The following is a 13,904-nucleotide window of genomic DNA, read 5'->3' as shown; positions in this document are numbered from 1 at the left end:
TTTCTTCTTGTTTTTTTTTGCTGGTTAGAGTATACTCTTTACATAAATTTAGGGATGAGAGTGCCGGGAAATGAGGAATTTATATGAGTCTTGAAAAAATCAATGTAGCAGAAATATTTGGTGAAAATGTATTTAATGACAAAGTCATGCAGGAACGACTGCCGAACAAAGTATATAAAAATCTAAAAAAAACGATTGAAGAGGGAAAAGAGCTGGATATTGAAACAGCGGATGTTATTGCCCATGAGATGAAGGAATGGGCGATTGAAAAGGGAGCAACCCACTATACCCACTGGTTTTTACCGTTGACAGGTGTGACTGCTGAGAAACATGATTCCTTTATTTCAGCTCCAATGGCAAATGGAAAGGTTCTGATGACATTTTCAGGAAAGGAATTGATCAAGGGAGAACCGGATGCGTCGTCATTTCCGTCGGGAGGACTGCGCGCAACGTTTGAGGCACGCGGATACACTGCGTGGGACTGCACGTCGCCGGCATTTGTAAGACAGGACGCAGGCGGGGCAACGCTCTGTATTCCGACTGCATTCTGTTCCTATACGGGGGAAGCGCTGGATCAGAAGACACCGCTTCTGCGTTCTATGGAAGCAATTGATAAGCAGTCCGTGCGTCTGCTTCGTTTATTTGGGAATACAACTTCTAAGAAGGTAACTCCGTCTGTCGGAGCCGAGCAGGAATATTTTCTTGTAAATGCACAGAAGTTCTTGCAGAGAAAGGATCTGATCTATACCGGCCGTACCTTGTTCGGAGCCATGCCGCCAAAGGGACAGGAGTTGGACGATCATTATTTTGGAACAATCCGTCAGAGAATAGTTTCTTTCATGCGTGATGTGAATATCGAGCTTTGGAAGGTAGGGGTGTCCTCTAAGACACAGCACAATGAAGTGGCTCCGGCACAGCATGAGCTGGCGCCTATTTATACCAAGGCAAATATTGCCGTAGACCACAACCAGATCGTCATGCAGACATTGAAACGTGTAGCGGGACAGCATGGGATGAAGTGTCTGCTGCATGAGAAACCGTTTGCGGGGGTCAATGGGTCAGGTAAGCACAATAACTGGTCCCTGATCACGGATGATGGGATCAATATGTTGGATCCGGGAAAGACACCGCATGAAAATACACAGTTTTTGCTGGTACTGACCTGTATTTTAAAAGCAGTTAATAAATATGCCGATCTGCTGCGTGAGTCTGCCGCAGATCCGGGAAATGACCACCGTCTCGGAGCAAATGAGGCTCCGCCGGCAATTATTTCTGTATTTTTAGGGGAGCAGCTCGAGGATGTGTTAGAACAGCTTGTAAGCACAGGAGAAGCGACGCATAGTATCAAGGGCGGCACGTTGCGTACAGGAGTGACGACACTTCCGGATTTGTATAAAGATGCTACAGACCGCAACCGTACGTCTCCATTTGCATTTACGGGAAACAAATTTGAATTCCGTATGGTTGGTTCCAGGGATTCTATTGCCAATTCTAATATTGTACTCAACACCATCGTTGCAGAAGCGTTTGCAGATACATGCGATATTTTGGAAAAAGCAGATGACTTTGACAAGGCGGTACATGATTTGATAAAAGTATATGCCATTGAAAATCAGGAGATTGTTTTCAACGGCAACGGATATTCAGAGGAATGGGTCAAAGAAGCAGAGCGCCGCGGTCTGCCGAATATCAGGTCTATGGTAGATGCGATACCGGCGATCGTAACGGAGAAGGCAGTCAAATTATTTGAACGTTTCAATGTATTTACAAGGGCAGAGCTGGAGTCCCGTGCAGAGATTCAGTATGAGGCATATGCAAAAGCCATTAACATTGAGGCTCGTACCATGATCGACATGGCAAGCAAGCAATTCCTTCCGGCATTTATCGGATATACAAAGACTTTGGCAGACACTGTGATCGCAGTGAAGGAGGCGGGGGCAGACGCAGATGTACAAAGTGAGATTTTGAAAGAAGTTTCTGCCCTTCTGAAAGAGACGAGAGATGCGCTGCGTACTTTAGAGAAGGTTACAGAAGAGGCATCTGCAATGGCAGAGGGACCAGATCAGGCACGGTTCTATTATGAATCTGTGATTCCGGTAATGGATGCGCTTCGTACTCCGGTAGATAAGATGGAGATGATCGTGGATAAGGACGTATGGCCGATGCCGTCTTATGGAGACCTGATGTTTGAAGTGTAATTAAGAAATATATATATCAATATCAGAGCATATAAAAGTCCAATCAAGAGAGAAAAGTGGCGAAAAGTAACTGGGTTCTTTCTCCTATAACAATCCCTTGAGGGGACTTTTTTGATTTTTTCCCGTACTTTTGGTAAAATAGGGAAAGATATTATAAATCTGTAAAAAGCTTTCCGAGGAGATTGTTTTATGGAGCATATGAACACGGGAATTAGAGTAGAAGTTATAGAAGAGATAAAGAAACTAGCAATGAAATATGGAGTTGAAAAAGTTGTTTTGTTTGGTTCCAGGGCAAGAGGGGATTATAAGCGGACCAGTGATATTGATTTGGCTGTGAAAGGCGGAGATATTCCGGGGTTTGCGCTGGATGTGGATGAAGAAACTTCTACATTATTGGAATATGATATTGTAGATTTAGAAGGAAGTGTGCAAAAAGAGCTTTTGGAGTCAATTATGGAGGAGGGGAGTGTATTATATGAAAAAATATGAAAATTTTTGTTCTGCATTATCTAATATGAAAGACATTTATCATTATGAAGAACCATATGATAATGTTGTTCTTACAGGATTGGTCGGATTATATGAAATCTGTTTTGAACAGTCCTGGAAAATGGTAAAAGAGGTTCTGAGAAGGCATGGATATGAAGAAAGTGCGACAGGCTCTCCCAAGATGATATTGAAGACGGCATATAAAGCAGGGATGTTGAAAGATGAGGCTTTATGGATGGAAGCGCTTCAGGCAAGAAATAATGTTGCACATGCGTACAATCGAGAAGTGGCACAAGATATTGTTCAACAGACAAAAGATAATTTTTATCAGATGTTCCTGGAATTGAAAGATGAGATAGATAACAGATGGTCGGATTGAAAAGGAACAGCAACAATTCGGGAGGAAACAGAGGATGATTCAGATAAAAAACATGACAAAGAATTTTGATACAGTCTGTGCAGTGAACCATGTATCTATTTCAATCGAGGACGGTATTATGTATGGACTGCTGGGAACCAACGGGGCGGGGAAGAGTACGCTGTTACGGTTGATCGCGGGGATTTTACAGGCGGATGAAGGCGGGATTTATGTGGATGGAGAATCCTGTTATGACAATCCTGAATGTAAAAGCCTCTTTTTTTATCTGCCGGATACGCCTTATTATTTTCCAAATGCGAATATGGAAGATATGGCGGTATTCTATGCAAAGCAGTATCAGCAGATGGACGTGGACGGGGTACGCGTCATGGCAGAAATGCTGAATCTGGATGTGAGTCAGCCGCTTCGTACATTTTCCAAGGGAATGAAACGTCAGGCTTTCTTGATACTGGCGCTCTGTGCCAACACAAAATATCTGCTCTGTGACGAGGTATTTGACGGACTGGATCCTATCGTGACCGAAGTGATGAAGAATTTAATCAGGGAGGCAATGCGGGAACGGCAGTTTACAGTTGTGGTCGTATCTCACAAGCTGCGGGACTTGGAGGATATCTGTGAACAGATTGGAATCCTGCATAAGGGCGGACTGCTTTCCTCTGGCGTGATGGAAGAACGGACTAGCCATATTCACAAATTCCAGTGTGTATTTGTGGATAGTGAGAAATGGGGCGAGCGGGAAGCGTTGCTTCAAAAGGAGCTAGATATTGTGAAATGTCAAAGAGAAGGCTGTTTTGTGACGCTGATCGTAAGAAACGAAAAGGCAGAGAAACTGAGCGGTAAAATGAAAGAATATTTCCCAATTTTCTGTAAGGAGATGTCTATGACGCTGGAAGAGATATTTATCATTGAAATGGAGGAAAGTGGCTATGACATCAGGAAGGTCTTACATTAACTGGATGAAAGAAGCCGGGCGGGGGCATCTGGCGGCAGTCTTGTCGTGGGGCGGTTATGGGCTGCTGCTTGGAGGGAAATTACTCCAATTACAGTTTGACCTGCTGGATACTTTTTTCGGAATGGGAAATAATATGTCTCTTTTTTTGTTTTGTGTTGGTCTGGGAATCGGCATTGGATTTGTGGAATTTGCGTATTTGCTGCAAGGAAGAAAACAGGATTTTTATTTTAGCCTTCCGGTGAAGAAGAGTACAATATTCTACAGCCGTTATCTGCATGGCGTGTTTCATGGTCTGGTTCCTATGTTCTGTTATATGTTTGTCTGCGGAATCTGCCAGAGCAGCATCGACTCATTGTTTATGGGGTATTCCGCGGGATATACATTCCGCAGTATGCTGGTGTACGGTATGGTATTTTTGCTGTTTTATCATATTGCTATTTTTGTGATGTGTGTCTGTGGGCAGTTTGTGGCTGCGTTTTGTATGCTGGGACTGATCCTGTACGGTTTTCAGTTTTTTCTGGAACAGGTATGGCTGGTATTTATGGAACGGCTTTATGAGACATTTTACAAAAGTCCTGTAGTGGAAATGCTGGAAAAAGCGCTGGTTCCATGGAAATTGGGATATAATCTGACGGGGCAGAACATCTATGAAAAGTTTCTGCTTTTAGAGTCAAGGCCAGAACCGATGCTGCTTGCGGCGGGAGTGTTATGGATCGTGATTTTCGGCGCATTGGCGCAAGTTGTCCATAAGCGCCGGAAAGCGGAAAGCGTGGGACATATTTTTACAGTATCAATGGCGGCGCGTGCGGCGGAGTTTGTACTGGCTGTATTAACCGGAACGGGAATCTGCGGACTGTTGTTGTCTGTGGAGGGAATCGGGGAAATGTCTCCGCTGTTGACAGTTATGGTTTTAGCGGCAGCAGGAATGCTGGCAGCCTTGTTTCTGCATTTTATTTATAGACGGCTGGTGTATCATACACATCATATGCGTCATACCGTTCAAACATTTGCAAAAGGAAAACTGCTGCCCGTAGGGGAGTGTGCAGCAGCAGCGGCGATCGTATGTATTCTGGCTGGGAGTGCGGGGCGGTATGATGGGTATCTGCCAGAAAGTAATGAGGTGGAGCGCGTAGGAATTGCCATGGCGGGACTGGATATGGACACGGAAACATTCAGAGATATGCAAAACGGTCTGGCGGGGGATGAGACTGGTTATAGGATGGAGCGGTTTGAACTGTCGGAAGACGGGAAAGAAGCCGCAATGCAATGGATACGGTTTCTGCGCAAGGAGCAGGAAAATAGCTATACAAAGGTAACGGTTTGTTTTCAGAAAACCAACGGGAGCGAAGTTTATCGTACCTATCCAGTATCGGAAGCGATGTTCCTTGAATTTGCAGACGTCTATGAAACGAAAGAATACAGGCGGGCGGCATATCCAATGATCACGCAGGATGTGGAAGTGGCAGGAGGCGCCAGATTTGTATGGAATGACGGGATAAGCGAGCGGATATTGAAGCTGACAGAAGAGGAAAAGAAAGAATTCTTTGAATTATATAAGCGTGATATAGAGACGCTGGAAATGACTGATCTACAGACTGCACTTCCGGTGGGGAGTCTGGCAGTTGAGTCAGAAGTGTATGACAGACATATTACAGCGTTGATTTATCCGTTTTTTGAACATTGCGCTGCATTTTTAGAGGAACATGGAGTGAATGTCCAAAAGAAGGTGACAGATTATCCGATGCAGTCCGTTATAGTATGGGAGTCACGACCTGTATTGCCCGGACAAGCCGGTGGAAGAACAATGCAGCGTTATGAAACGGAAGAAGAGATTGCCATATGGAAGGACAGATTGATTCCACAGGAGTTTTGTATCCAGCCTTTATTGTGTCCGGCGGATACAGCGGCAGAAATAGAGGCAGAAGTAACCGATCCGGAATCGGGAGCAGTGGTCTTAGTAGAATGTTATGAGAAAGAATAGGGAGAAGCAAAATTATGCATACATCAACAGAATTAAGAAATTTATTAAACCGAATTGATCATAAGGGTTATCCCGCATATAAAGACACAAAAGGTATGTACCAGTTTCCGGGATATGCACTGTCTATCGACCATGTACAGGGAGATCCTTTTGCGTCCCCGTCTAAGGTCAGTGTCCATATAAAGGGAAGTGTTGCGGGATTTCCGAAGGAATTATTCTGTGGGAAACAACAGAGAGTTGCGCTGCAGGACTATCTGACCCGGCAATTTGGTCGGGCGGTGGAAAGGTTTGCATTCAAAGCGAAAGGATCGGGAAAAAGCGGATTGATCTCAGTCAGCCGCTGCGGGCAGGAGGTTCTGGAACGTACGGCATGTCAGATGGATGCGGCAGGCGGGGATATTGTTCTACGGATGGAAATTGGATTTCCGGCAAACGGAAGAACAATCAATGCACGGGAACTGGAGAAGATACTATTTGATTTCCTTCCTGAGTGTGTGGAACAGTCGTTGTTTTATAAAAATGCGGATCAAAAGCGGGTACGAAGGGTGGTCGATCTGGCGGAAGATCAGGAATATATCCGGCAGCAGTTGAAGGAAAAGGGGCTGGTGGCATTTGTAGCAAACGGCGCGGTTCTTCCGAGAGAATCCGGGGTATCAGCGCGTCCTATGCGCGGTGCCGTTCCTTTTATTTCCCCAAAGGAAATGGAAGTGACACTTAATCTGCCTCATAATGGAGCCTTGAAGGGAATGGGAATCCGAAAAGGAATTACCCTTATCGTGGGCGGCGGTTATCATGGAAAGTCTACCCTTTTGAAGGCGCTGGAGCTGGGTGTGTACAATCATATTGCCGGAGACGGAAGAGAATATGTGATCACAGATTCTACTGCTATGAAGATTCGCGCGGAGGACGGCAGAAGTATCAAGAAAACAGACATTTCCATGTTTATCAATGATCTGCCCAATGGAAAAGAGACGCGCGGATTTTATACTGCGGACGCCAGCGGAAGTACATCACAGGCGGCAAATGTGGTTGAAGCAATGGAGGCGGGCGCAGGCGCCCTTCTCATAGATGAAGATACCAGCGCAACAAATTTTATGATCCGTGATGAATTGATGCAGCGTGTGATTCACCGGGATATGGAGCCGATCACGCCGTTTATTGACCGGATCCGGGAACTATATGAGAGATATGACATTTCTACGGTGATCGTTGCCGGAAGCTCCGGGGCTTATTTCCATATTGCGGATACGATTGTGCAGATGGACAGATATGAGCCGAAAGAAATTACGGTATCTGCGAAAAAAGAGGCAGAGAATTTCCCGGCGCTTTCCGGACTGGAAGAGCCTGCGGACGCCCCTGTATTTGAACGATACCCGGGACAGGCAAAAGGATTCCGGGGACAGGACAGAATCAAGATGAAGACGCTTGGAAAAGAAGCGGTTCAGATCAACCGGGAGAATATCGATCTGCGTTATGTGGAACAGTTGACTGACAGTGAGCAGGTAAGCGCTCTTGGATATTGTGTGAGGTATGCGGAACAGCATTTGTTCAGTGGACGGACAACCGTGCGGGATGTAGTGAAGAGACTGATGGAAAAGATAGAGAAAGACGGTCTGGCGGGATTGTGTGAGAGCCGTTCTAGCGTGGCAAATATGGCAATGCCGCGGGAGCAGGAGATATTTGCGTGTCTGAACAGGTACCGCAGTATGGAATTATAATGGGAATGATTTATGCAATAGGGGCAGCTATACTGTAAAAGAAAAGGGAGGATGTTTATATGCGGGAAATCAAATGTCCGAATTGCGGCAAGGTCTTTCAGGTGGATGAATCAGAGTATGCGCAGATCGTCCGTCAGGTCCGGGACAGCGAATTTAAGGAAGAGATCCTCAACCGGGAGAAAGAGCTGGCTGAAAGAAAAGAAAACGATCTGAAGATCGCCCATATGGAGCAGGAGAAGGAATTTAAAGAAGCGCTTTCTGATAAAGAGAAAGAACTTGTGGAAAAAAATGCAGTGATCGAGCAGCTTCGTGCACAGATCTCAGGAAGTGAAATAGAGAAAAAACTTGCAGTCAATGAAGCTGTCAGTGAAAAAGAAAAGGAACGAGATACCGCGCTTGGAAAAAAGGCGGAAGAACTTGCAGAAAAAGAGCGGCTGATCGAACAGCTAAGAGCACAGATTGAGAACGGGAAAACAGAGAAAGAACTGGCTGTTTCCAAGGCAGTTCAGGAAAAGGAAAGAGAGCTGTCCGAGAAAACGACGGAGATTACAAAGTTAAGAGGTCAGATCTCCAGCAAGGAGGCAGAAGGAAAGTTAAAAGAACAATCCCTTAAGGTACAGTATGAAGACAAGCTGAAATTAAAGGACGAGCAGATTGAATATTACAAGGATTTCAAGGCAAGACAGTCCACTAAGATGGTGGGAGAGAGTCTGGAGCAGCATTGTATGAATCAGTTCAATCAGATTCGGATGACAGCCTTTCCGATGGCATATTTTGAAAAGGATAACGATGCCAGAAGCGGAAGTAAAGGGGACTTTATTTTCAGGGAGTCATCTGAGGATGGAACTGAGTTCATTTCCATCATGTTTGAAATGAAAAACGAGATGGATGAAACAGCTACCAAGCATAAGAATGAAGATTTCTTCAAAGAGCTGGACAAGGACAGAAGGGAAAAGGGCTGCGAATATGCGGTTCTGGTTTCTTTGCTTGAGATTGACAATGAGTTGTATAACAACGGAATCGTAGATGTATCTTATAAGTATGAGAAAATGTATGTGATACGGCCGCAGTTCTTTATTCCGATGATCACACTTCTGCGCAACGCGGCGTTGAATTCTTTGAAGTATCGGCAGGAACTTCGGATCGTACAGAACCAGCAGATTGATATTTTACATTTTGAAGAAAATATGAACAGCTTTAAAGAAGGATTTGCGAGAAATTATCGGATAGCCAGCGACAAGTTCAAGACGGCGATCGATGAGATAGACAAGACGATCCAACATTTACAGAAGACGAGGGCGGCGCTTCTTTCTTCCGAAAATAATCTGCGTCTTGCCAATAACAAAGCGGAGGACTTGAGTATCAAGAAACTGACGAAAAATGCGCCCACGATGAAAGAAATGTTTGATCAGTTAGAAGATCCGTCGTAAGAAATTTATAAGAAATATTGTAAAATACCATCAGCCGGTAAACGGCAGGTGGTATTTTTCTTCTATGCCAATTCATTTTTCAGCCACATTTTTTTCAGAATTTCCACATATTGTTATCACATTTCACTCACAGAAACGTCACAAAATCTATTTACCATAAAAATGTTCTTTTTTTGAGTGGTCAGTTCGTATGTATGATATGGACCAAAGTACAGAATGAAATGACAGGATAAAAGAGTTACTGTTCACAGCCTGCTGCTGTGCACAGTAACTAAAAGAACAGAATCGAAAAGACAGATTGAAAGAACAGGGAGGTAAGAATTTGATTGAAGTAAAACATCTGGTAAAGAAATACGGCAGTCATCTGGCAGTGGACGGACTGGATTTTAAATTAGAACCGGGCAGGATCTACGGTTTTTTGGGACCTAACGGCGCGGGAAAGTCCACTACTATGAACATTATGACAGGATATCTTGGGGCGACAGAAGGAGAAGTGCTGATTGATGGCCATGATATTTTAAAAGAACCTGAAAAGGCAAAAAAACATATCGGTTATCTGCCGGAGATTCCGCCTCTCTATACAGATATGACAGTCATGGAGTATCTGGAATTTGCCGCAGAGTTAAAGGCGTTGCCAAAAGAGAACAGACAATCCGATATCGAAGAGGTGATGAGCCTGACGAAATTGATGGAAGTACAGCATCGTCTGATCCGAAATCTTTCCAAAGGGTATTGCCAAAGAGTTGGTCTGGCGCAGGCAATTTTAGGATTTCCGGACATTATTATTCTGGATGAGCCGACTGTAGGACTGGATCCGAAACAGATTATTGAGATTCGAGAGTTGATCCGGAATCTGTCTGAAAAACATACCGTGATCTTGAGTTCACACATTCTTGCCGAAGTGCGGGAAGTATGTGATTACATACTGATTATTTCCAAAGGGAAATTAGTGGCAAGCGATACGCCGGACAATCTGGAACGGCTGAGGAATGGTATGGAAAGTCTTGAAATTGAGACAAGGGCAGATTTTGATGTTGTACAGGGGGTTCTCGAGCCGATTGCTGGGATTGAATCCGTTCAGATCGAACAGAGTGAAGCAGGAACGACCTGTGTCAGAATTGAGACGGAGGCAGGATCGGATATCCGGGAAGCCGTATTTTTAGCTTTTTCAGAGAAGAAAATCCCGCTATTGATGATGAAGACGGCGGAGGTCAGTCTGGAAGAGGTATTTATAGAACTGACACAGGGAAAGGGGGACGTGACAAATGAGGGTGATTTATAAGCGAGAGGTAAAATCTTATTTTCAATCTATGACGGGATGTGTGTTTGTAGCATTTCTTGTAGCATTCACAGGAATTTATTTTACAGCGTACAACTTAACCGCCGGATATCCGTATTTTTCCTACACCTTGTCCGGCTCCCTGATTGTATTTATTGTAGGAATTCCACTGATTACAATGAAGAGCTTAGCAGAAGAACGGAGGAATAAGACGGACCAGCTTCTTTTGACGGCTCCGGTCAGCCTGACCAAGATTGTCATGGGAAAATATTTTGCGATGGCGACAGTTGTAGCAATCCCAAATATTATCTTTTGCTTGTTCCCTTTGATGATTAAGTTGAACGGAACAGCCTATTTAAAAATAGATTATATATCTATCTTTGTATTTTTTCTTCTGGGCTGTGTGTATATCGCCATCGGTATGTTCATATCTGCTCTGACAGAAAGCCAGATTATTGCGTTTATCAGTACCTTCGGCGTATTGCTGGCTCTGTATTTATGGGATGGACTGATGGGATTTCTGCCGTCTTCTGCATTGAGCTGTATGCTGGGGCTGATTGTGATTTTAAGTCTGTTCGTACTTTATCTCTGGCAAATGACCTCCAACTGGGTGCTTTGCGGAGCAAGTGAAGCGGTGATCGTGATTGGGTGTTCAGCAGCATATTTTGTAAAATCCAGCCTGTTTGAAAATCTTCTGTCTAAGCTGTTGGGAAATCTTGCCCTTGCAAATGTATTTACGGGGATTACGGAGAATAACATCGTAGATGTCAGTGGAATTGTACTGTATCTGTCAGCAATCGCAATATTTATTTTCCTTACAGTGCAGGCAATTCAGAAGAGACGTTGGAGTTGAGAGGAAAGTTGGAGGATGGGAACGTGGAAAAAATAAGAACTTTATTTAAAACGTCAGGAACCAGACACGGCGCATACAGCGTGGGAATGGCGGCAGTTGTTGTGGCGATTGTTGTTGTACTGAATCTGATCATAGGGCAGTTTCCGGAAAAATATCGGAATATTGATGTGAGCAGTACAAAGATATATGAGATTACAGATACAAGTAAAGATCTGCTGGGAAAATTGGACAAAGAAGTGAAGATGACAGTTCTGGCGGTGAAAGAAGATACTGATGAAAGAATCTGTACCTTTATCAGTAAATATAGCAGCTTGTCTGAACATATTTCTGTGGAATGGATTGATCCAGTACTTCATCCGTCTGTACTGACAGAATATGAGACATCAGAAAATACAATTATAATCTCCTGTGAGGATACCGGAAAATCTACAGCAGTGGCATTTGCCGATATTATCGTGACGGATATGTACTCGTATTATTATACGGGCAGTTATTCTGAATCTGAGTTTGACGGGGAAGGTCAGTTGACCAGTGCTGTTAATTATGTGGTAAATGATACTCAGAAGCAGATATACCGAACGACCGGTCATGGAGAGACAACACTGTCTTTGACAGTTAATGATTTGATGGATAAAAATAATTACAGCGTGACCGAATTGAATCTCTTGATATCAGGAGAAATTCCAGATGATTGTGAATTGCTTTTGATAAATGCCCCGACGAAAGATCTGACCTGGGATGAGAAAACTGCCGTAGAAAATTACCTGGCACAGGGCGGCAGCGTGATGCTTCTTCTGGGAGATACAAATAGTACAGGACTGACCAATTTATCAGCATTGATGAAGGACTATGGAATGGAATCTGTAGACGGATATATTGCGGATCCGGAGAGATGCTATCAGGGAAATTACTATTATCTTTTCCCGGAAATGTTGCTGTCCGGAGGAATGGATGACGGAATCAGTTCAGAGATGGTGCTTGTGACCAATGCACATGGAATTACATTGACAGATCCTGTGCGTGATACAATCCGTACATCCGCATTTATGAGCAGCTCTGCCAATGCATATGCGGTTACGGAAGAAGATCAGACAGCAGGAACCTATGTATTTGGAGCAGCAGCGACAGAACAGGTGAAGAGCCAGGATGTAGAGGATGATGCGGATAAAGAGCAGACAGAAGATTCCGGGACAGCAGAGAATGATACAGATTCTAAGACTGCGGCAGAGGCAAAAGAAAGCAGATTTACTGTGATTTCCGCAGGCAGCTTAATAGATTCCCAGATTACAGATACATTTACCACACTGGAAAATACAACGGTATTCATGAACGCGGTGACAGAGAATTTCGATGGTGTAGAAAATATTTTTATTGAGCCGAAGAGCCTGGATGTAGAATACAATACAGTGCAGCACATTGGGCTGTTCAGTTTGTTTGTTATCTTTGGAATTCCCCTTTTAATCTTGATCAGCGGATTTGTTGTATGGTTCAGGAGAAGGAGGGCATAGGGTAAATGAATAAAAGAACAAAGAAACTTTTGGCGCTCACTGGTGTGCTTTTCCTTCTTTTAGTTTTTCTGTTTGGAGTGAAATATTGTAATCAAAAGCAGAAGGAGAAGCAGGAAGAAGAAACCCAGGAGGCAAAAATATATGTGACAGATTTGGCGGAAGTTGTTGAAGTCAGCTACGATATAGGAAATGGTGATCATACGTTTGTGAAGAAGGACGGTGCCTGGGTGTATACAGAGGACGAGGAATTTCCATTGAAACAGAGCATACCGGAACAGATTGTGGATACCTTCGGCAGACTAGAGGCGGAGCGGGAACTAAAAGATGGGGATGACCCGGAAGCTTATGGTTTAGATGATCCGGCATATACAGTGACACTGAAAACTGACGGTGATAAGAATACGGTTCTTTATTTTGGGAATGCAGTGGGCGACAGCTATTATATGACAGCAGAGGGGTGTGATGAAGTCTATACAGTTGCCGCAGGGATACTGGAAAAGCTGCAGTATACAAAAGATGAGCTGGCACAGTTTGATTCATATCCTAATATTGGCAGCGGGAATCTGGTAAAAGAGACAATTATAGCAAAAGACAAGGTAACAACCTATGATTCAGCAAATGATGACGATACGGAAAATATAGCGGCCGTGGCGGGCGGACTTGGAGCTGTGACATTAGAGGCTGCGGCAGATTATTCCGCGGCAGATGAAGATCTGCCGGAGTATGGTCTGGATGAGGAGGAGCGAATCACTGTAAAGGCGGTATATACGGAAGAAGAAACAGAAAAAGAACTGACGTTATATATCGGAGATGATAATGGAAGTGATAAGCGCTATATGATGGTCAATGATTCCAGAATCGTGTATCTGGTCCCGACTGCCGTGTGCGATAATATCTTAAATGTCTCAAATTAACCATTTCCAAATGAGGAAATTTTCTTGTGCAATTTGTCAATAGACAAAATAGAACTAATGTTCTATAATGGCGTTATATAAAAAGGAATGAGTAGTAAAAAATATATGGTTTTGTGCCAAATATTGATTTTTTTGCTGTTATAGAATATAATATAACAAATGAAGAAGATTTGAGGCTGGCACGTTGAATTGAATTTACGTGC

11 protein-coding genes are annotated in these 13,904 nt (G+C 43.8%); all 11 read left to right on the top strand.

All coding sequences use genetic code 11. The features are described from left to right. Positions 1-83: 83 nt before the first annotated feature. The 11 genes from NFS18_RS03380 (at position 84) to NFS18_RS03330 (ending at position 13,701) form a co-directional block, all read left to right on the top strand. Positions 84-2,198 carry a glutamine synthetase III family protein gene (locus NFS18_RS03380; RefSeq protein ID WP_251387957.1) on the top strand — a complete coding sequence of 705 codons (2,115 nt, stop codon included), beginning with the start codon at positions 84-86 and terminating at the stop codon, positions 2,196-2,198. Between the two features lie 189 nt (positions 2,199-2,387). Next, positions 2,388-2,687: a nucleotidyltransferase family protein gene (locus NFS18_RS03375; protein WP_251387955.1), complete on the top strand. Its 300-nt coding sequence runs from the start codon at positions 2,388-2,390 to the stop codon at positions 2,685-2,687. After that, positions 2,674-3,066: an HI0074 family nucleotidyltransferase substrate-binding subunit gene (locus NFS18_RS03370; protein ID WP_251387953.1), complete on the top strand. Its 393-nt coding sequence runs from the start codon at positions 2,674-2,676 to the stop codon at positions 3,064-3,066. Before NFS18_RS03375 ends, NFS18_RS03370 begins: the two co-directional genes overlap by 14 nt. Positions 3,067-3,100: 34 nt before the next feature. Further along, positions 3,101-4,018 (top strand): ABC transporter ATP-binding protein, encoded by a 918-nt coding sequence (locus tag NFS18_RS03365; protein ID WP_251387951.1) that lies wholly within the window; start codon positions 3,101-3,103, stop codon positions 4,016-4,018. Next, on the top strand, positions 3,993-5,999 hold the full coding sequence (locus NFS18_RS03360; RefSeq protein ID WP_251387949.1) for a DUF6449 domain-containing protein: 2,007 nt from the start codon (positions 3,993-3,995) through the stop codon (positions 5,997-5,999). Before NFS18_RS03365 ends, NFS18_RS03360 begins: the two co-directional genes overlap by 26 nt. A gap of 14 nt (positions 6,000-6,013) precedes the next feature. Then, entirely contained in the window at positions 6,014-7,717 is a 1,704-nt protein-coding gene (locus tag NFS18_RS03355; protein ID WP_251387947.1) for an ABC-ATPase domain-containing protein, read from the top strand. A gap of 59 nt (positions 7,718-7,776) precedes the next feature. Beyond that, positions 7,777-9,147: a DUF2130 domain-containing protein gene (locus tag NFS18_RS03350; protein WP_251387945.1), complete on the top strand. Its 1,371-nt coding sequence runs from the start codon at positions 7,777-7,779 to the stop codon at positions 9,145-9,147. Between the two features lie 322 nt (positions 9,148-9,469). Further along, positions 9,470-10,429, top strand: a complete 960-nt coding sequence (locus NFS18_RS03345) for an ABC transporter ATP-binding protein (protein ID WP_251387943.1) — start codon at positions 9,470-9,472, stop codon at positions 10,427-10,429. Next, positions 10,413-11,279 carry an ABC-2 transporter permease gene (locus NFS18_RS03340; RefSeq protein ID WP_251387941.1) on the top strand — a complete coding sequence of 289 codons (867 nt, stop codon included), beginning with the start codon at positions 10,413-10,415 and terminating at the stop codon, positions 11,277-11,279. The genes NFS18_RS03345 and NFS18_RS03340 overlap by 17 nt, the downstream gene beginning before the upstream one ends. A gap of 23 nt (positions 11,280-11,302) precedes the next feature. After that, a complete protein-coding gene (locus NFS18_RS03335) occupies positions 11,303-12,787 on the top strand; it encodes a Gldg family protein (protein ID WP_251387939.1) in 1,485 nt (494 codons plus the stop codon). A gap of 5 nt (positions 12,788-12,792) precedes the next feature. Beyond that, positions 12,793-13,701, top strand: a complete 909-nt coding sequence (locus tag NFS18_RS03330) for a DUF4340 domain-containing protein (protein WP_251387937.1) — start codon at positions 12,793-12,795, stop codon at positions 13,699-13,701. Positions 13,702-13,904 lie beyond the last annotated feature (203 nt).

Source organism: Mediterraneibacter agrestimuris, assembly GCF_943193195.1.
Classification (GTDB): domain Bacteria; phylum Bacillota; class Clostridia; order Lachnospirales; family Lachnospiraceae; genus Schaedlerella; species Schaedlerella agrestimuris.
The sequence above is the reverse complement of the archived record's forward strand: the minus strand, read 5'-3'. Positions and strand labels throughout refer to the sequence as shown.